This is a genomic window from Marinomonas sp. ATLA20, assembly GCF_057180105.1.
On sequence record NZ_JBXUKU010000002.1, the window covers coordinates 357,302 to 376,298 of the forward strand.

At 43.2% G+C, this 18,997-nt stretch carries 15 protein-coding genes; 6 read left to right on the forward strand and 9 right to left on the reverse strand.

Annotated features, from left to right (window positions below):
- Positions 1 to 19: 19 nt before the first annotated feature.
- Together AC2A4J_RS06070 and AC2A4J_RS06075 are read right to left on the reverse strand one after the other, a co-directional pair.
- Positions 20 to 1,387 carry a sigma-54-dependent transcriptional regulator gene (locus AC2A4J_RS06070; protein WP_205113598.1) on the reverse strand — a complete coding sequence of 456 codons (1,368 nt, stop codon included), beginning with the start codon at positions 1,385 to 1,387 and terminating at the stop codon, positions 20 to 22.
- Positions 1,388 to 3,280 (reverse strand): ATP-binding protein, encoded by a 1,893-nt coding sequence (locus AC2A4J_RS06075; RefSeq protein ID WP_484175325.1) that lies wholly within the window; start codon positions 3,278 to 3,280, stop codon positions 1,388 to 1,390.
- A 247-nt stretch (positions 3,281 to 3,527) separates the two neighbouring features.
- On the opposite strand from AC2A4J_RS06075, the gene AC2A4J_RS06080 reads away from it, so the two are divergent.
- Together AC2A4J_RS06080 and AC2A4J_RS06085 are read left to right on the forward strand one after the other, a co-directional pair.
- Positions 3,528 to 4,103, forward strand: a complete 576-nt coding sequence (locus tag AC2A4J_RS06080; RefSeq protein WP_484175326.1) for a nitroreductase family protein — start codon at positions 3,528 to 3,530, stop codon at positions 4,101 to 4,103.
- 1 nt (position 4,104) lies between these two features.
- On the forward strand, positions 4,105 to 4,794 hold the full coding sequence (locus AC2A4J_RS06085) for a 4'-phosphopantetheinyl transferase family protein (RefSeq protein ID WP_484175327.1): 690 nt from the start codon (positions 4,105 to 4,107) through the stop codon (positions 4,792 to 4,794).
- Positions 4,795 to 4,878: 84 nt separating this feature from the next.
- On the opposite strand, the gene AC2A4J_RS06090 is transcribed toward AC2A4J_RS06085, so the two are convergent.
- From AC2A4J_RS06090 to AC2A4J_RS06110, 5 genes are all read right to left on the reverse strand, one after another.
- On the reverse strand, positions 4,879 to 7,104 hold the full coding sequence (locus AC2A4J_RS06090) for a TonB-dependent siderophore receptor (protein WP_484175328.1): 2,226 nt from the start codon (positions 7,102 to 7,104) through the stop codon (positions 4,879 to 4,881).
- Between the two features lie 36 nt (positions 7,105 to 7,140).
- On the reverse strand, positions 7,141 to 8,796 hold the full coding sequence (locus tag AC2A4J_RS06095) for a multidrug ABC transporter permease/ATP-binding protein (protein WP_484175329.1): 1,656 nt from the start codon (positions 8,794 to 8,796) through the stop codon (positions 7,141 to 7,143).
- Positions 8,797 to 8,885: 89 nt separating this feature from the next.
- Entirely contained in the window at positions 8,886 to 10,862 is a 1,977-nt protein-coding gene (fhuB, locus tag AC2A4J_RS06100) for a Fe(3+)-hydroxamate ABC transporter permease FhuB (RefSeq protein WP_484175330.1), read from the reverse strand.
- Positions 10,862 to 11,755: an ABC transporter substrate-binding protein gene (locus tag AC2A4J_RS06105; RefSeq protein WP_484175331.1), complete on the reverse strand. Its 894-nt coding sequence runs from the start codon at positions 11,753 to 11,755 to the stop codon at positions 10,862 to 10,864. The genes fhuB and AC2A4J_RS06105 overlap by 1 nt, the downstream gene beginning before the upstream one ends.
- A gap of 20 nt (positions 11,756 to 11,775) precedes the next feature.
- Entirely contained in the window at positions 11,776 to 12,540 is a 765-nt protein-coding gene (locus tag AC2A4J_RS06110) for an ABC transporter ATP-binding protein (RefSeq protein ID WP_484175332.1), read from the reverse strand.
- Between the two features lie 341 nt (positions 12,541 to 12,881).
- Here AC2A4J_RS06110 and AC2A4J_RS06115 point away from each other — a divergent pair, with 341 nt between their 5' ends.
- Positions 12,882 to 14,468, forward strand: coding sequence for a peptide chain release factor 3 (locus tag AC2A4J_RS06115; RefSeq protein ID WP_255826286.1), 1,587 nt, complete (start codon positions 12,882 to 12,884; stop codon positions 14,466 to 14,468).
- 69 nt (positions 14,469 to 14,537) lie between these two features.
- Positions 14,538 to 14,885, forward strand: a complete 348-nt coding sequence (gene erpA, locus AC2A4J_RS06120) for an iron-sulfur cluster insertion protein ErpA (protein WP_226753440.1) — start codon at positions 14,538 to 14,540, stop codon at positions 14,883 to 14,885.
- A gap of 93 nt (positions 14,886 to 14,978) precedes the next feature.
- Here erpA and AC2A4J_RS06125 read toward each other — a convergent pair whose 3' ends face one another.
- Positions 14,979 to 15,821, reverse strand: coding sequence for a hypothetical protein (locus tag AC2A4J_RS06125; RefSeq protein WP_484175333.1), 843 nt, complete (start codon positions 15,819 to 15,821; stop codon positions 14,979 to 14,981).
- A gap of 102 nt (positions 15,822 to 15,923) precedes the next feature.
- Positions 15,924 to 16,226: a YhbY family RNA-binding protein gene (locus AC2A4J_RS06130; protein WP_255826283.1), complete on the reverse strand. Its 303-nt coding sequence runs from the start codon at positions 16,224 to 16,226 to the stop codon at positions 15,924 to 15,926.
- 99 nt (positions 16,227 to 16,325) lie between these two features.
- Here AC2A4J_RS06130 and rlmE point away from each other — a divergent pair, with 99 nt between their 5' ends.
- Both rlmE and ftsH read left to right on the forward strand, forming a co-directional pair.
- Complete coding sequence (gene rlmE / locus AC2A4J_RS06135; protein ID WP_255826282.1) at positions 16,326 to 16,946, forward strand: 23S rRNA (uridine(2552)-2'-O)-methyltransferase RlmE; 621 nt, start codon at positions 16,326 to 16,328, stop codon at positions 16,944 to 16,946.
- A gap of 60 nt (positions 16,947 to 17,006) precedes the next feature.
- Positions 17,007 to 18,989 (forward strand): ATP-dependent zinc metalloprotease FtsH, encoded by a 1,983-nt coding sequence (ftsH, locus tag AC2A4J_RS06140; RefSeq protein WP_255826281.1) that lies wholly within the window; start codon positions 17,007 to 17,009, stop codon positions 18,987 to 18,989.
- Positions 18,990 to 18,997 lie beyond the last annotated feature (8 nt).

Consider the following 18,997-nt stretch of genomic DNA (forward strand, 5'->3'; position numbering starts at 1 on the left):
TTGGAAAATGTCAAATGGGTCATTCCTGTCCTTCGTCTTCCAGTATTTTAAACTGCTGTTTTTCTAGTTGGTGTTTCTTCATTTTACGGTAGAGCGTTTTACGAGACATATCTAATAGTTCGGCCGCTTCATTTAATAGGCCGTTTGTGGCTCTGAGCCCTTCTTCTATTATGTGGCGCTCGAATTGGTCCATACGTTCTTCATAGCTGCCGTTTATGTCATCATCCCGTTTAATCGATGCGAGAGAGGTTTCGCTTATCCCGAGTACAAACCTATCCGCTGAGTTTTTTAATTCACGGACATTGCCAGGCCACTGGTGCTGAATTAAATAATCCAGATAGGCTGGTGTGATGCTTGGTAGGTCTCTGGAAAAATGATCTGCCGCTTTTCGGGCATAGTGATGAAATAACGGTAAAATGTCTTCTGGTCTATCTCTAAGCGGTGGAATGGTCAGGCTGGCAACATTGAGACGGTAAAATAGATCTTTACGAAATTTTCCTTCATCACCCAGTTGAGCGAGATTGTCTTTGCTGGCCGCAATAACCGTGAGTTCGACCGGAATTGGCATGGTGCTGCCGACTCGCTCAATGGTGCGCTCTTGTAATACACGCAGTAGTTTTATTTGAACCGGTAGTGGCATGGTTTCTATCTCGTCCAGAAATAGGGTGCCGCCATTGGCTGCTTCAATTTTGCCGATATGACGCTTATTAGCTCCTGTGAACGAGCCTGCTTCATGCCCAAAAAGCTCGCTTTCAATCAGGCTTTCGCTGATGCCGCCACAGTTAATCGCAATGAATCGTCCATTGTTACGAAGACTGAACTGGTGAAGAGCTCTGGCGACCACGTCTTTGCCGCAGCCTGTTTCACCATAGATAATAGTGTCAATGTTTGCCTGCGCCAGAGAGGATATATGTTGGCGAATATTTTTGATTGCCGCAGACTCGCCAATAATAAAGGCTGCTAAGCCTGTTTGTTGAGCGAGATTTTGTTTTAGTTTCCGGTTCTCTAGCACTAAATGTCTTTTTTCTGCAGCACGTTGCAGCTTGCTTATCAGTTGGGCTGGTTGTAGTGGTTTTTCAAGAAAGTCGTAAGCGCCTTCTTTCATCGCTTCTATAGCCATTGGGATGTCGCCATGACCGCTCATGAGCAAGACCGGCAATTCATTGTCTAGTTGTTGAAGGCGAGTCAGTAAACTCATGCCGTCCATTTGGGGCATTCTGACATCGCTAAGCACGACCGCGGCGCTATTTTTATCAAGTAGATTAATGGCTTTGTCTGCTCTGAAATAGCTTTCTATCAGGAAGCCTTCAAGCTCGAGCATTTCGGTTAATGCTTCGATGATGGTTTGATCATCGTCGATAATGATTATTTTTATTGTATTAAGCATTTATTTTTCTGCCTTTGTTAATTCCAAGGTAAATCGGCTGCCGGCTTCTGGTGTGGATGTCACTCTTATTTGGCCGCCAAAATCTTGAACTATGTTGTAGCTAATCGATAAGCCTAAACCGAGCCCTTGGCCAACTTCTTTTTGAGTGAAAAATGGATCGAAAATTTGTTCTAACTGACTCTCATCTATGCCAATTCCAGTGTCACAAACGTCAATCATTATCCTTTCGTCTTGTTCATATACTCTGATAGAGAGCTGTTTCACTGGAGCACTTGATAGGGCGTCAACGCCATTGCTTATTAGATTCACCATGACTTGTTCTAGCCTGATTGGCTCGGCAAGAACATAGAGTGACGCTGAGTTTGTTTGATAATCTAGTGTGCAATGTTGGTCGACGATCTGGCTCGACATGAGCTCGATGGCATCTTGGATGACTGTGTCTAAACAGACGGGAGTCAATTCTGTTCCTGCAACGCGAGCAAAGGCTTTAAGGTGTTTGGTTATCCGAGTGATTTTGGTAAGCAGTAAGCCAATTTTGTCTAAGCTATTTCGCGCTTTGTCCACTTGATCTTTTTCCATGTGTCGCCCAGCTGTGTGTAAGTGGCTGGCGATGGCGGTTAATGGCTGGTTGATTTCATGGGTGATACCAACGCCAAGCTGACCTAATGCCGCGAGTTTTCCTGCTTGTACCAGCTCGTTCTGAGCCGCTTTTAGCTGCGCTTCTGCCGCTACTCTTTCTTCTATTTCTGCGGCAAGAACTTGGTTGGTTTTTTCTACTTCTATGGCCGTTTTCTGGAAGTATTGTAAGTCTCTAGCCATGCTGGAGACTTCATCGTGTCCCACAATGCGTATTTTCGTATCCAGTTGAGAGCTTGCAATGGCACGCATATTTCTTTGTAGTTCGATGATGCGCTGCAACACATTGCGTCGAACATAAAACCAAGAGATAGCACAAGCAATGCTTAGGCTGATGAGAGACAGTAATAGAATATCGCGAATGCTGTTGTTGATGGATTTGATAGCACCTTCAAGAGAGCCTCGAATACTGGTGTTGGTGTAATTTGTATATTGATTGATTTGGGCTGCTAGCTGTTGGATATGTTGTTGGCTATTTTCCAATAGAAAACTTTGTTGATAAAGCAAGTCTAACTCTTCATTTTTAAGTTGGAAAAGTTCGCCTTGTCGAGAGCTCATGATTAATAAGTCGAGTAACGATTGGCGCAATGGTAGAGGCACCTGTGGCAGCAGGGTAAGGTATTGGGCAATCTCTGAGCCTAATTTTTCAAGTCGTAAAAAGGTGTAATCTAGTTCATTAAAAGAGGCATCATTGCTGACTTTTTCTATTAATGCGGAGAAATAGTAAAGGCGATTAATGACTTGCTCTAATTCTGCAGAGCCTTCCAATTGACCCACTTGAAAAATAAGATCTTGAAATAAAGGGAAAATCAGCAATGACTGTGTTGCCAGCTCGCGTCTTATAACTTCGCGACGTTCAACACTTTGATTTAAGAGCGTTAGACTGTTTTGAATTTGGGCCATCAGTTCAAGAAAATATCGGTTGTAGTCTGGTAGATTGCGCATGAGTGCATCCATTTCATTAATGGCAACTCTCAATTCGTTCATGGTTTTTTCTCTAGAGATAGAGGCATCGCTGGTCACGAGCATCGGTGCAGTTGCGACGATTTGGCGGCTTTTATCGTTTAATCGAGCCGCAGCATCTAGCCCCGGAATGTCCTGATATTTCAATAAAAGAAGGCGATCACTGAGTTGTAAATACGTATTTGTCGCCAAGCCGCTGGCAACAATGGTGATGGAAGAAATTAAGACGAAAGCCAAAAAAAGCCTGCCGCCAATGCCTATATTGCGAAGCCGTAAAAAAGTGGGAATCCCCATCTGTATTTGTCCTATTGTTTTTATTATCAAGCAACCTAATGAAAAATTAGTGCCAACTTTGATAGGCACTGATTGCTAGGTTTGAGCTTATATTGAGGACAAAAATGTCCCATCACAAGCTTTTACTCTGTTTTGTTTTTAACTTTCGTTTTTAGGAATCAATCTCATCTTAGCGTGTTATTATTCATGTATTTTATCGTGATAGGTTTGCATGGTGTTGAAACGCTTTATAAAAGGAAAATGAAAGATGGATGCTATTGATGCATTAATGACACGGCGCTCTTATGCGCGAGGCAGTCTTTTACAGCCTGCGCCAAATAGAGAGGAATTAGCACAAATTTTACAGACTGCTATGACGGTTCCTGATCATGGCAATTTAAAGCCGTGGCGGTTTGTGGTGATTCAAGGACAAGGCATGAAAGATTTAGAGGGACTGCTTCGTACTATTTACGATGGTGAAGTGGAAAATGAAGTCTACTTTCAGCGTTTTATTGAAGAGATCATTAATACGCCAATGATGATTTGTGTTTATACCGCTATAAATCAAGATACGAGTGTTTCGGTATTAGATCAGCAGTTGGCGGGGGCAGCGGCGTGTGAGCATATATTGTTGGCTGCTCACGCAATGGGCTTTGGCGGGATTTGGCATACTCAAGAAACGGATGACGCGCTTCGTCAGGTAATGGGTATGGATGAAAAAGACCAAGTGCTTGGGATTATATCCTTGGGAACGCCAAAGCGTATTTCTCGAGCTAAGCGAAAGTCCTTTGTAGATTATACTTTTGAATGGAATCAAGAAAGTGGCTTACAGCCTTGGGAATAGCATGGCATTGACGATCGCATTTAGTGAAAACGCTTTCCCTGTAGATAGCATGCTTGATGACAGCGAAAAGAAACGTGCCTCAATGTTTCGCTTTGAACACTTACGTGAGCAATATGCTTTTGCACATGCTTTTAAACGACGGACTTTGAGTCATTACTTTCCATTCAAAAACGCATCTGAATGGTATTTTGATCAAACTCCATTTGGTAAGCCTTTTGTTGAAGAATGTATTGCCTTTAACCTTAGTCACAGTGGTAATTCTGTTGTGGTTGCTCTTGTTGAATCCAGTGATAAAAACGCTATCGGCGTGGACATTGAGTGCTTTCGGGAAATGGCGGATCTTGAGTCAATGATTGAAATGGTCTGCCACCCAGATGAGATACAGCAACTTGACCGTTGTCTTGATCGAAGCAAAAGTTTTTTTACGTTATGGACAGCGAAGGAAGCGCTGCTCAAAGCTTGTGGAAGCGGTTTGATAGACGACTTGAATAGTATTAATTGTCTGCCAAGCTTATTAAGCGATTTGTCTTATTCATTGCATTGGCAGGGCAGGCAATATGGTCTAAAAAGCTTTTCTTTTGACTGGGGCGTGATTACTGTCGCTTGGTCTGAAAGCCTATTTATATCGACTATTAGACTCGATGATTGGACTTCTGGAGTGCCTGAATCCTCTCATTTACACCTTAAGTGAATCGATAAAAAAGAGCCTAGTATCGTTTAATACTAGGCTCTTAGATTTGGAATACTCTTTTAAGCTAAAAGAGTATTGGCACGATTACCAGTCGTAAGTCACGCTGGCCATGATGTTGCGGCTATCACCGTAGTAGCAGAACCCACTACAGGTAGCGATGTATTCCTTATCGAGTAGGTTTTTTGCGACTAATTGGAACTTATAATTATCTACTCGGTAGCTTGCCATGGCATCGACAAGGGCATAAGACGGTACTTTGTTGGTTTCTGTATTGTCTGCATAGGTTTCACCGATATAGCGCACGCCAGCCCCCACTTTTAAGCCATCTAGTATGCCGTCGATAAAGCTGTAGTTACTCCAGACAGAAGCCAGCTTACTGGCGATTTGAGCCGGTGTTTTGCCGACATTTGCGCTATTGGTGTCTTCGGTAACTTCCGAGTCTACATAGCTCAATGTGCCGACTAACGTGACAGCTCTGTTTAGATTAGCAACCGCTTCAAATTCAATGCCTCGGTTTCGTACTTCTCCTAATTGACGGAAGTTAGCTGTACCACTGTCACCGCTTTTTAGATTTTCTTTGGTGACTTGATAGGCGGCTATACCAAATTGCCCGTCAAAGCTTTGCGGCTTGAATTTTATACCCACTTCGTAGCTGTCTGCTTTTTCTGGTTTTGCTGGATTGTTGTCTGCATCCAAAGCAAGAATCGGGTTAAAAGATTGGGCGTAATTGGCATAAGGCACCATACCGTTATCCAGCTGATAAGACGCCCCTAGATTTCCTGTCCACTGGTGGAGGTCGATATCCGTTTTTGTATTGGTCGACGTATTGTTCGTTTCATTGCTGGTGTCATCATAACGAGCGCCCGCAATGACGGTGAACTTGTCTGTGATGTTAGCTTTGTCTTGAAGGTAGAAGCCTAACTGACGATTTTTGGTCTTTGTGGTTTGCAGATCGGCATCTGTGAGGGTTGCAAAGTTGTTGTTCTTGTCTAGTAAAACAATATTGTTGCTATAGCTCGGGTTATAAATATTGAACCTAGGATCTGGAATGTTAAGTCCGGAAACTATCTTGTTTCCATCAGCAACAACAGGATCAGATGCATAGTCTTTGTTATTGGTGTCAATACTTTGATAATCGACACCTGTTAGCAAGGTGTGTTTGGTACTCCCTGCATCAAATTTGTAGATAAAACGGTTATCAATGTTGAAGGCGTTAGAATAGCCATCTGCGGTAGAGGCGGATCTAACAATATCGCTTCTACTGCTTGTTGGGTCAAGAAGGGATCCATAAGTATCAACATCGGCCGAATATTGGCCAAAGTACATTTGACGCAGGTTAATATCCATATGGCTAAAACGCGCAGACTGCTGGAAGCTTAAGCTGTCATTGAACGCGTGCTCTAGCTCATAGCCTACAGAAGTTTGTTCACGTTGAAAGGTTTCCCAGTCAGCATTTCCTAAGGCGGTATCATAACCAATTTTACCATTTGGGTTAGATGTTAAGGTGCCTTCCATCGGTAAAAATTGCAGGTAGGGATCCGAGTCGTCTTTTTGATAACTTGCAAGCACGGTTAACTTGGTATCGTCGCTGATTTTCCAGGCTAAAGAGGGGGCAAGTAGTGTGCGGTTCGCTTCTACACTGTCGACCTTGGTGCCATTCTCACGGGTAACTGCCACCATGCGAAACGCTAGTTTATCGTTGATGGCTTTGTTCACATCAAGATTGATTTCTTTGCGATCGTAGGAGCCTACCGTGCCTGTTACGGAACCAAAGTCCTCTTCAAGTTGAGCGCGTTTACTGATGACATTAACCACGCCGCCAGGTGGCGTTTGACCATTCAGTGTGGAAGCAGGTCCGCGTAAGACTTCGATACGCTCCAGCATGAAAGGGTCAATTTGCCAGCTATAAAAGCCAGATGAATAAAGGCGTGTGCCGTCTTGGTATAAACCGTTATTTGCTTGTTTAAATCCACGAATCACAAACCAGTCTTGTTTGTTGTCTTCACCATAGAAGTTGGTCTGAATGCTTGGCGTATATTGCAAGGCATCAGAGATACTGATCGGTGCGCGATCATCCATTTGTTCGCGAGTTACAACGGAAACGGCGCGAGGAATCTTGGTGATTTTTTCGTCTGTTTTTGTCGCCGTTTGGGCAACGTTGCTTACATAGTTGAAGTTATTGGTAGTAGAACTTTGTTCTGTATCACCTTCTATAACAAGTGTTCCCATTTCTTCTGCATGAGCCGTGTTGATTGATAGCGCCAAAGCAATAGCAAATGACAGTGGGGTCAGGGTAAAGCGCGGTTTCATGTCTTTTCCTTTTTTTATATGTTGAGGGTTACATTTCTAAGAAATGATCTGTGAAAAAATGGTGTTGTTTTGCTGTGGTTCAGAAACGCTGAGCTCGGTTAGGGAGCCTAAGTCCATTTTGAAAATTCGATCAGCAGAATCGAAATACTTGTCATCATGGGTAATTGCGATGACAGTGACACCACGTTCTTTTAATCGTGGTAGGAGTGATCGGTAGAATATTTTTCTAAATCTTGGATCTTGATCGGCCGCCCATTCATCAAGAAGAATACAGCCGCGCTGCTCCATGACCGCCATGAGCAATGCGAGTCGTTTACGTTGTCCTTGAGAGTAGCGAGTGTCTGATAAATGTCCTTTTTTATGTGAGACTTTATGGGACATTTCTAGATGACCTAACCATTCATCAATTTCTGCGTCGTCGATATTCTCACCATGGCCATTGACGATCTGGCGAAAAAGATAATAATCACTAAAAACAGCGGAAAATTGCAGACGATATATTGGCCATTGCTCAGCTAGGACCGGAGCATTGTTAATAAGTATTTCGCCAGAATGAGGGCGATAGAGGCCAGTCAATAACCGAGCGAAGGTCGATTTCCCACTGCCATTTCCGCCAATAATGAAAATTGTTTGCCCTTGCTGGACAGAAAAATTGATGGGGCCAACTTGAAATGGTTTGTCTGTTGAATCTGTTTGATATTGATAAGTGACCTGTTTCAGACTGAGTGTTTTGAACGGGGTTAGTGTTTTTTGTTGTGGAGTAAACTCAGCGTTATTGTCCAGAGCCAAGGACTCTAGTTTTTTGATTGAAACATTCGCTGTCACCAAGGTTGGTAAGGAAGCGATTGCCGTCATTAAAGGGGCGCGCATGAACAGAATAACGAGGGCAAAAGAAGAGGCGACTTCGAAACTGGCCCAGTTAAAGTTAAGAGCCGCATAATAATTTAAGCCAACGAGCGCTAAAATTAAGGTGTTTGCCATATTAGCGGCAAAGCCATTATAAGTATCAGCTTGCGTTATCTGATTTCGATACTGTTGTGCATTCGGGGAAAACTCTTCTTCGAAGTAGCGCTTTGCTTTATGTGGGTTGAGTGCCAGCTCTTTGCGGCCATCAATAATGGCTTGATAATCTTTGTACAGCTTATCGTCATAGTCACGTACTTGTTTGATATGAAATGTAATTTTCCCGACGAGGCTAAAGCCAATTAAGGCGGTAAGAGAAAGTATGAGTAAGCTGATTGCAAATAGCGGAAGTGATAAAAAAGATAGGTAAACCATTGCTGCTATGGTAAGTACAACGCCGTAAATAAGCTGGGGCAGATGGACAAATCCTACAGTGACATTGCGAATGTCAGTGCTCAATGATGCGAGCAGGCGAGCGCTACCAATATTGTCGATTTGCTCAATATCAGTATTGATCAATTGCTTGATGAGTTGGCAGCGTTTCAAATAGACAAACTGATGACCTAGCTTATGTAGTGCCACTTGAGCCCACGTTGCTATGGTTAGCAATACCACTAAGAGTAATAAAAACTGCCACATGACAGTCGATGTTAGGTTAACCGCAACTAATAATTTGTATTGGATAAATGCGATGACGCCTAGAGTAAGTAAAGCGCTGGCAACACTAAGTAACACGACAAGAAAGAGTGCCTTAAATTGGTTATTGGCGAGTTGACGAAAGAGGTTCATAAAAACTCTGTAAAATTAGTGCTTTCGATTTGCATTATCATTCTCATTTGTTGTGTGTGTTGTCACTCATTTTAAATAAGTAAGATGGCTTAGAGTCGTCGTAGCCCCCACATTAAATACAGTCCGCCTATTATAGAGGCGACCATTCCAGCCGGAATTTCTTGCGGATATAACCATTGCCGACCAAGCCAATCTGATAAAAGCATTAGAAAGCCCCCGACTAACGCGGCGGCGATAAGGTGCTCTTTGGCGCGGCTGAAGCCAAATAGACGCGCCAAATGAGGCGCCATTAAACCAACAAAACTCAGTGGTCCAACGACTAGGGTTGCAGCGACGGTTAAGCAAGCGGCCAAAAACAATAGAATTAATCGAGATGAAGCTGTTCGTATACCCAAAGCGCTAGCCGTTGCTTGACCTAACGGTAAGATGTCTAACCATTTGGAAAATACAAAAGCGACGCAGGTAAGTAGCACTGTAATAATCAGCAGAGGCAATAAAGTGTCTACTGTTACGTAATAGGTAGAACCGGAAAGCCAAGCAAGGAATTCATAACTGCGAGGGTCTCCACCCGCTAAAATTAAGCTTTGTATGGCATTCATCAGTGCGGTAATAGCAACACCAGTTAAGAGCACTCGTTCCGGTTGAAAACCAGACTTTCTGTTTAAAAGTATAATCAGAAGCATGGTGGCCAATGCGCCTAATAAGCCGCCAATATAAAGCCCTGTTGTGCTGGTGGCTAAGCCTGCATAAAGCGTCACTATCAGGCCGATTGCTGTACCTGAGCTGATGCCTATCACTTCAGGGCTTGCCATCGGGTTTCCGCTGAGTCGCTGAATAATTGTGCCTGCAACGGCAAGCATGGTTCCAGCTAGTAATGCTGTTACTAGCCGCGGCAGTCGCCATTCCAACATCGACCAGTCGCCATTGAGCACTAGCCATTGCCAACCATCACTTTGTATAGAGACGCTGGAAAAAATAAATAAGCCAATAATAAGAACGCAACAAGCCCATATGATGGCGGATTTGTGTAGTCTTTTAATTTGGTTAACGTGCCTGGTTAATACCGTTTCTACTTGAGTTTGACTGCGTATTGAGAGTTTTGGAAGAAGCCATAACATCAACGGGGCGCCAAGTGCTGCTGTGGCCGCCCCTGTTTGGATAACCATTGCCATTATTCCGGGTAGTTGCTGTACTAGTAAATCCGCTAGGGTGAGTAATAGTGCGCCAATAATCATGGAAGTGATCAGTTTAGGAACGAGTCGATGAATGCCTGCTAACCGTGTTATAGCGGGAGCGGCGAGACCAATAAAGCCAATGACACCAACACTTGCAACGACCCAAGAAGTAAGCAACACCGCTAAGCCAAGGCAAACAAAACGTAGTTTAGCCAAGGATACGCCTAAGCTTTTTGCGCCTGATTCAGTTAATTCTAATAGGCTCAATGGTTTAAGAAAAATAAAGGCAACAATAACGGCGGCTATAATTCTGGGGAATAAATAGCTGACATTGTCCCAGCCTGTCTGTACTAAAGAGCCAGCCCCCCAAATCATCAAGCCTGATAATTTTTCTTGGTTCAGCATTAGCAAAACGGTGCTGAAAGCACTGAAGTATAAATTGATCACCAATCCAGATATTACGACGATGGTTGGCGATAGGGCTCTGCGCCAAGATAGAGCAAACACTAACCCCATGGTAATTAAGCCACCGGCTAAAGCCACTAAGCTATGAGACAGTTCAATAAGCCAAGGGGCATAAATTGTTGCTAGCATTAGGCTGAAGCTAGCACCGCTGGCAACACCTAGTGTCGAGGGGGAGGCGATTGGATTGCGAAGAACTTGCTGCATTAATACGCCAGCAACAGCGAGCACCGCGCCACATAAAAGCGTTGTAAATAAGCGCGGCCACCAAGTTAGGGAGAAGGTGACCGATGCATTTGATTGCCAATTTGTCTCAAACAGACTGAATATGTTTTGAGTGATATTTCCCGTGATCGACAATTGCCAGCCCATTAAAAGCAAAACTAAGGCGGCCAATAGAGTAATAAGTCCTATCGGAAATAGGCGCATTATTTTGCCTCCTTAGTAAGCTTATTTGTCAGTAAGGTAGCAAATCTAACTGTTGATGGTATGGCGCCAAAACTCCATACGGGTGAGATCTTTAAAACGGGGTTGCCTGTTTGCTTCACTAAGTATTGCCAGAATTGGTCATTCTGCAGGTGTTGCTCTACACCTGCTGGAAGAGGGTCGATAATAACAAGTTGCCCTTTAATGTTGTTCAGCTTGTCTATACCAACTAAAGAAAATCCCCAGGCGTTGGTTTTACCAAGCCAGGCACTGTCTAGACCAATTTCATTGGCAGCGACTTTATACATACTGTTGTCACCGAATACCCGAACATGACGAGCATCCATAAATTGAATCATGATGAGCTTTGGTGTATTCGGCGGAATTTTTTGTGCTAATTGGGCAAGCTTTGTTTCTGATTGGGTGATTAATTTCTCAGCTGCTTTGTCTGTTTTTGTTTGTGATGCCATTGTGCGCGTGAAGTCTTTGAGCGCTTGCCATGAAATGTTGCTTTTTTTATAGAGAGCAATGTTTGTGACTGGCGCAATACGTGATAGCTGGGATTCGAGAGACTGGAACATGGGCGATATAAAAATACGATCAGGCTTTAATTCAGATAAGCGCTCTAGATTTGGCTGTGTTCGTAAACCCAGGTCGAATGTAGCTGATGGGATTACTGGTGCTTTTACCCATGAGTTATAGTCAATTACTTGTGCCGCGGCAATTGGATGAACCCCAAGCGCTAACAATGTTTCGGTTTGTGTCCAATCAATAGTTGCCACTCTTAGTGATGGTGCGGGTATATCCTGTGTTGCTTCTGGCTCTTGTGCAGCCATGGCAATAGCACTAGAGGCGCTGGCAATAAGCACTATTAGATAGGAAAGGTAAGACTTCATAACAACGACCTGATTACTAATTAATAAGGCATGGCGATGGGATAGCCAGCGGGATGTTCAGAAATATGCATCTTAATACCGTAGATTCTTTGCAGGTGATCTTGATTGAAAATGCTATCAACGGAACCCGAAGCAATCATTTCACCACTATGAAGAGCCACTATATGATCGCAAAAGCGTGCCGCCATGTTTATGTCGTGGATAACGATAATGACGCCTAAATTGAGTTTTTCACTTAGCTTTTTTATTAGGTTAAGCATGTCAACTTGGTGTGCGATATCGAGTGCCGAAAGAGGCTCGTCAAGAAGTAGATATTGAGTGCGTTGAGCGAGTAGCATAGCTAGCCATAAACGTTGGCGTTCGCCTCCCGATAAGGTATCAACCAGCCTATCTGCGTAGTTTGTGGTATCGGTTAGATCCATTGCCTCGTCAATATATTGTTGATCTTCTTTGTTCAGTCTGCCGAGTAACCCATGCCAAGGGTAGCGACCAAAGCTAACGAGATCTCTTCCAGAAAGGCTGTCTGTAGAAGGTGTTTGTTGAGGTAGGTAGGCCACTTGTTGAGCAAACTTTTTTTGCGACCAAGAAGAAATAGATTGGCTATTTAGTAAAATATTGCCCGCAGTTGGTTTTTGTTGCTGAGCAAGCAATTTTAAAAGGGTGGATTTTCCAGAGCCATTGTGACCAACCAAGGCATAAATTTTCCCTGGTTCAAATGTCATCGAGAAATTTGTTAATAGTGAACGGCCACCGATACTAAACTGCAGTTCTTTAGACTCTATCATTCTTAAGGCTCTACCATTTTTTAATCGAATCTTGACAGTGATAAACTGAAAAACCATGTCTGAGACTTGTTGATCAATACTCAGAAGTTTGATTATTTTATTGTTATTAGTAACGGTAATGCAAATCATTTGTAAATGCATTCCTGTGTTTACTTGGTTTGAGAGGTGAAAAATTTGGACGAAATTTTAAATAGTGATTAATTACATAGGCATTGATTGTTTATAACGCTGAGATCAGCGAAAATAGTCGCCAACGAAAACACGATTAACATAACGGGGTTGAGCACAGGCTTTTAGGTCGAGTGTTTTAGAGCCCGCGTATAACCTAAAAGAACACTTTAATGGCAGACCAGAATTTCCTTAATGAAGTAAGCGATAGACGTACATTTGCTATCATATCTCACCCTGATGCGGGTAAAACAACCATTACAGAAAAGCTACTATTGCTCGGTCAGCTTATTCAGACTGCCGGTTCTGTAAAAGGCCGCAAAGGGGATAAGCATGCAACTTCGGACTGGATGGCAATGGAGAAGCAGCGTGGTATTTCGATTACCTCTTCTGTTATGCAGTTTCCATACAAAGATCGTACCGTCAATCTGCTTGATACGCCTGGGCACGAAGACTTCTCCGAAGATACTTACCGCACGTTAACGGCTGTCGATTCTGTGTTGATGATTATCGATGGGGCGAAAGGTGTAGAGGATCGCACGATCAAGTTGATGGACGTCTGTCGTCTTCGAGATACGCCTATTTTAACCTTTATCAATAAGATGGACCGAGATATTCGTGATCCGATTGATTTGTTGGATGAAGTGGAAGACGTGCTGAAAATTGCAGCAGCACCGATCACATGGCCTATAGGCATGAGTGATTTCTTTAAAGGGGTTTATAACCTTTATACCGATACTATTCATGTATTTGTTCGCGGGCGTGGTCATACCTTGATGGACGATATTCGCATCGAAGGGCTGGAGTCTGATGAAGCAAAAGAGTTGCTTGGTGATGATTGGGCGGCTTACATGGATGAGATTGAGCTTGTTCGTGGTGCGAGCCATGAATTTGACCATGATGCGTATTTGGCGGGTGAATTAACGCCTGTATTCTTTGGTACAGCGTTGTCCAACTTTGGTGTTCGTGAAATGCTAGATGGTTTTGTTAAGTGGGCCCCTGCACCGATTGACCGCGAAACAAACTCTCGTAAAGTAGAAGCGAAAGAAGAGAAGTTCTCCGGCTTTATTTTTAAAATACAGGCTAACATGGATCCGAAACACCGTGACCGTATTGCGTTTATGCGAGTGTGTTCAGGGACCTATAGCCGCGGCATGAAAATGCGCCATTGTCGTATCGGTAAAGATATCAAAGTGACGGATGCCGTATCTTTTACTGCCGGTGATCGTGAAGGTGTTGATGAGGCGTTTTCTGGCGATATCATTGGTTTGCATAACCATGGCACAATTCAAATAGGTGATACCTTTACTGAAGGTGAGGATTTGAAGTTCACTGGTATTCCTCACTTCGCACCAGAATTGTTTCGCCGTGTACGCTTGAAAGATCCAATGAAAATGAAAGCACTGCAGAAAGGGTTGCAGCAGCTTTCTGAGGAAGGTTCCACTCAGCTATTTATGCCACAGCGTAATAATGAACTGATTGTTGGTGCTGTGGGTCAGTTGCAATATGAAGTGGTTGCTTATCGTTTAAAAGACGAATACAAGGTTGAGTGTATCTACGAGCCAGTTAACGTTAATACTGCTCGATGGGTTGAATGTGATGATGCTAAGAAGTTTGAAGAATTTAAAAACAAGTGTCGTGATAATTTAGCGATTGATGGTGGTGGTCATTTAACCTATTTGGCGCCAACACGAGTAAATCTAATGATGGCGGAAGAGAAATGGCCTCAGGTACGCTTCCGTTCAACTCGTGAGCATTGATCTATACTTGACTAAATTACTCGGATAAGCGGATAATTCATTTATTGAAATGGTTTTAGTGGTATTGAGATGAGCATGGTTGAATCGATTGATCCTATCGAGTTTACAGACGCAGCAGCGGCAAAGTTGCAATCTTTGATTGAAGAAGAAGAGAATGATCGACTCATGTTGCGAGTTTATGTAACAGGTGGCGGTTGCTCTGGCTTTCAGTATGGCTTTACATTTGATGAAGAGCATCAAGAAGACGATACCGAAGTGCAGCGTAATGGAGTGACTTTAGTTGTTGATCCGTTAAGTTTCCAATATCTTGTTGGATCTGAAGTGGACTATAAAGAAAATTTAGAGGGTTCGCGCTTCGTTGTGCAAAACCCTAATGCCACATCGACCTGTGGTTGTGGTGCGAGTTTTAGTATTTAGTTTTCTTTCTAAGCGCTTTGTTTGGCTTGGTCGATAAAATGAACCCTTCGTGCGGATCGCATGAAGGGTTTTTTATTGTCTAAATATTGGGTCTTAAGCCTTGGTGTAAAGATTGTGCGCTTGCCGGGCTCTTTCTTCTGCGCTAATTGGGTTTCCTTCAATTGGCTTGTAGTGACCGACAAATAGCAGGCCAATTTGTTTGTCTCCTAAGACAACAGGCGTTAATGTGTTGTTTTTAGATCTCCAAATGCGCAAACCGAAAAATTGAAGGGGGAATGTATTTTCTCCCATGATTTTGCTTTGGTTTGTGTGAACGTAGAGAGGGGATAACTGATCTGGCTCACCGTCTTGATCAAGTAAAATATGGTGGTGAGTGACCTGTTGTTCTAAAAATTCAGGTGGGTAAGGAGTGCGCAAAACTGGAAGCCAACTTTCTTTCGGGAAGGTGTGGAATAGGCTTGGCACTTCTGGGGAGCCGCTATTTGGAGATAATAAGAGTGTCATATCTATGGGGATGCCGTAAGAAGGCTTCACTGGAATATGAAATATAAGCTGCTTTGCTGGTGGGTGCTGTAATGTCTCTGGAGCAACATATTTCACTGATTTTTCGTTTTTTTCTTTTGTTGTGGGTGGGACTTGTAGAAAAAGTGTCCAATCTTTCGTATCTAATTCGAGCTCCTCAGGGGAGTGAATGTGCATGTTGCTTTTTATAATATGACTGAGAACGTGCTCTATAAGGTTGGCAAAAACGCTTGCTGATGCCGTGAGTTGAGATTTTGCTTGGCTATCTAGATGTATTTCCTTTACCTGATGGGCTGCAGAACTTAAGTCGACAGAATCTTGATTGCTGATTATAGGGCGATATTTGGCTCTAGAGATCAACTTTCTCTCGTTTGTCTGAGTGCTGGCTCTATTGAGCGCCTCTATAAATAGCATGGTACGACTCCTTTGTTAGCTGTCAAAGGTATCGGCCGTAAGTTTGAAGAGTTTAGAGATAGTCTAATTTTTACACAAAATAGACTATCTCTAAGCCATATCTTAACGAAGTAAGTTTGAAAGCTTTGGGTTTGGCTTTAAAGCGGCACGATAGAAAAGTGCTACTTTGCCAATGGTTTGTACCGTTTCAGACTTCATTATTTTATTAATTTCTTCAATTAATGCGGAGCGAACTTCGCGGTCAGCAATGCTGATACGTATTTTAATCAGTTCGTGATCTTCAAGAGCGCGATCTATTTCAGTTAGAACAGTCTCTGTTAAACCGTTGCCCGCAATCATAACCACAGGGTTAAGAGCGTGGCCGATTAGACGATATTGCTTTTTTTGGGCGTTTGTAAGACTCATAGTAAAAATTTCTCATATTAGTTGACCCTCTTTATTGGAGGCTTAAGAGGTTAAGCGATATTATAGCGGAATATTGACTGATTTAGGTATGATGAAAACGTGGCAAGATCAAAAAGTAGTAATAATTGGATGAAGGAACATTTTGACGATCCTTATGTCAAAAAATCCCAACAAGATGGCTATCGCTCTCGAGCGAGTTATAAGCTGATAGAAATTAATGACAAGGATAAGTTGTTTAAGCCCGCGATGCGTGTTGTTGATCTTGGTGCCGCTCCTGGGGGGTGGTCTCAAGTGGCGGCAAAGCTAGTGGGTGATAACGGGACAATAGTTGCTTCTGATATTTTGGAAATGTCTCCTTTGCCGGGTGTGAGTTTTGTTCAGGGAGATTTTACTGAACAAGAAGTATACGAAGCAATTTTGGCTGAAATTGGAGATCAAAAAGCAGATCTTGTAATTTCGGATATGGCCCCCAATATGAGTGGTAACAGTTCTTCTGATCAGCCACAAGCTATGTATCTTGTAGAACTTGCCTTGGATATGGCGGCTCAAGTGTTGCGTCCAGGTGGTAATTTTCTGGTGAAAGTGTTCCAGGGAGAGGGGTTTGAAGAATACCTCAAGACTATGCGGGCTCAATTTGAATCTGTAGTAACGCGTAAACCAGATGCGTCGCGAGCAAGAAGTCGCGAAGTTTACTTATTAGGAAGACAATATAAAGGTTAATAGGGTATGTTCTGGTATGATTGCCAGAGACATTTAAAATAACCTTTAAGAGGTGTGCTCTTGAACGATATGATGAAAAATATACTGTTGTGGTTGGTTATAGCGGCTGTACTACTAACTGTGTTTAATAACTTTAATACGACACCTGACACGAATCGAATTTCGTATTCTGAATTTGTGAAAGAAGTCCAAGATGGCCGTATAGCAAAAGTGGTTGTTGATGGTTATACCATTAGCGGTAGCCGAACTAGCGGCGATACCTTTGATACAGTTCGTCCTGCGGCAGCTGATCCAAAGATTATGGATGATTTGCTGAGTAATAATGTGGTTGTTGAGGGGCGTATGCCTGAGCAGCAAAGCATTTGGACACAACTGTTAGTGGCTAGTTTTCCTATTCTTCTCATTCTTGCTATTTTCATGTTTTTCATGCGCCAAATGCAAGGTGGTGGCGGTGGTAAAGGTGGTCCAATGTCTTTTGGTAAGTCCAAAGCGCGCCTTTTACCTGAAGATCAGATTAAAACGACCTTTGCAGATGTTGCTGGTTGTGACGAAGCAAAAGAAGACACTTCAGAATTGGTGGATTTTCTTCGCGAACCAAGTAAGTTTCAGCGTCTTGGCGGTAAAATTCCACGCGGTATTTTGATGTGCGGGCCTCCAGGTACGGGTAAAACCTTGCTAGCAAAAGCCATTGCTGGTGAAGCAAAAGTGCCTTTCTTTACAATTTCAGGTTCTGATTTCGTTGAAATGTTCGTTGGTGTTGGTGCATCTCGTGTACGTGACATGTTTGAGCAGGCGAAAAAGCACGCGCCGTGCATCATCTTTATCGATGAGATTGATGCTGTGGGTCGTAACCGTGGTTCCGGTATGGGCGGTGGTAATGATGAGCGTGAGCAGACATTAAACCAGCTATTGGTTGAAATGGATGGTTTTGAAGGTAACGAAGGTATTATCGTTATTGCTGCGACTAACCGTCCAGATGTATTGGATCCAGCTTTGCTTCGTCCTGGTCGTTTTGATAGACAAGTCCAAGTTGGCTTGCCTGACATTCGTGGTCGTGAGCAGATTCTTAAAGTGCATTTGCGTAAAGTGCCTTGCGATGATGATGTTGAACCAAAAAATATTGCTCGCGGTACGCCAGGTTTTTCTGGTGCTGATTTGGCGAACTTGGTAAATGAAGCAGCGCTGTTTGCAGCTCGCTCTAATCGTCGTTTGGTTAACATGGAGCAGCTTGAACTTGCAAAAGACAAGATTCTCATGGGCGCTGAGCGCAAAACCATGGTGATGAGTGATAAAGAAAAGCTCAATACTGCATACCACGAGGCAGGTCATACTATTATCGGCTATTTGATGCCAGAGCATGATCCAGTATATAAAGTGTCTATTATTCCTCGTGGCCGTGCGCTTGGTGTCACCATGTATTTACCTGAAGAAGATAAATACAGTGTTAGTAAGCGTGGCCTTGAAAGCCAGGTATGTAGTTTGTACGGCGGTCGTATCGCTGAAGAGATGATTCATGGTTTTGATGGTGTTTCCACTGGTGCTTCCAATGATATTGAGCGTGCGACCAGTATTGCTCGTAACATGGTTACTAAATGGGGGTTGTCTGAAAAGCTAGGTCCATTTGCTTACGAAGAAGATGACAATTCTGGTGGTTATATCTCTGGGCCAACAGGCAGCAAGGCAAATTATTTCTCTCCTGAGACGGGTAAAATTATTGATGCCGAAGTTCAGGATATTATTAGTCGCTGTTATGCTAAAGCCACACAGATTCTAGAGGAAAATCGCTCTAAGCTTGATGTGATGTCGGAAGCCTTGATGCAATATGAAACGATTGACTCTAAGCAAATCAAAGAGATTATGGATGGCAAAAAGCCTTCTGCGCCTGAGGGTTGGTCTGATCCTGGTTCTAAAGGCGATGATGTGGGCAAGGTAAGTGACGAGGTTGATGCTCCATCTGGGGTGGGGGCTTCTGAAAATGAGAGTGAGTCAGAGGATCTCGATTCTAATTCGGGTCAGGCTTCACCTAAGCCAACAGGTGAATAATCTCAAAT

Excerpts from the sequence above, each read along its gene's own strand:
- AC2A4J_RS06070 (WP_205113598.1), bottom strand. The coding sequence starts at position 1,387 with ATGCTTAATACAATAAAAATAATCATTATCGACGATGATCAAACCATC.
- AC2A4J_RS06075 (WP_484175325.1), bottom strand. The coding sequence starts at position 3,280 with ATGGGGATTCCCACTTTTTTACGGCTTCGCAATATAGGCATTGGCGGC.
- AC2A4J_RS06080 (WP_484175326.1), top strand. The coding sequence starts at position 3,528 with ATGGATGCTATTGATGCATTAATGACACGGCGCTCTTATGCGCGAGGC.
- AC2A4J_RS06085 (WP_484175327.1), top strand. The coding sequence starts at position 4,105 with ATGGCATTGACGATCGCATTTAGTGAAAACGCTTTCCCTGTAGATAGC.
- AC2A4J_RS06090 (WP_484175328.1), bottom strand. The coding sequence starts at position 7,104 with ATGAAACCGCGCTTTACCCTGACCCCACTGTCATTTGCTATTGCTTTG.
- AC2A4J_RS06095 (WP_484175329.1), bottom strand. The coding sequence starts at position 8,796 with ATGAACCTCTTTCGTCAACTCGCCAATAACCAATTTAAGGCACTCTTT.
- fhuB (WP_484175330.1), bottom strand. The coding sequence starts at position 10,862 with ATGCGCCTATTTCCGATAGGACTTATTACTCTATTGGCCGCCTTAGTT.
- AC2A4J_RS06105 (WP_484175331.1), bottom strand. The coding sequence starts at position 11,755 with ATGAAGTCTTACCTTTCCTATCTAATAGTGCTTATTGCCAGCGCCTCT.
- AC2A4J_RS06110 (WP_484175332.1), bottom strand. The coding sequence starts at position 12,540 with ATGATAGAGTCTAAAGAACTGCAGTTTAGTATCGGTGGCCGTTCACTA.
- AC2A4J_RS06115 (WP_255826286.1), top strand. The coding sequence starts at position 12,882 with ATGGCAGACCAGAATTTCCTTAATGAAGTAAGCGATAGACGTACATTT.
- erpA (WP_226753440.1), top strand. The coding sequence starts at position 14,538 with ATGAGCATGGTTGAATCGATTGATCCTATCGAGTTTACAGACGCAGCA.
- AC2A4J_RS06125 (WP_484175333.1), bottom strand. The coding sequence starts at position 15,821 with ATGCTATTTATAGAGGCGCTCAATAGAGCCAGCACTCAGACAAACGAG.
- AC2A4J_RS06130 (WP_255826283.1), bottom strand. The coding sequence starts at position 16,226 with ATGAGTCTTACAAACGCCCAAAAAAAGCAATATCGTCTAATCGGCCAC.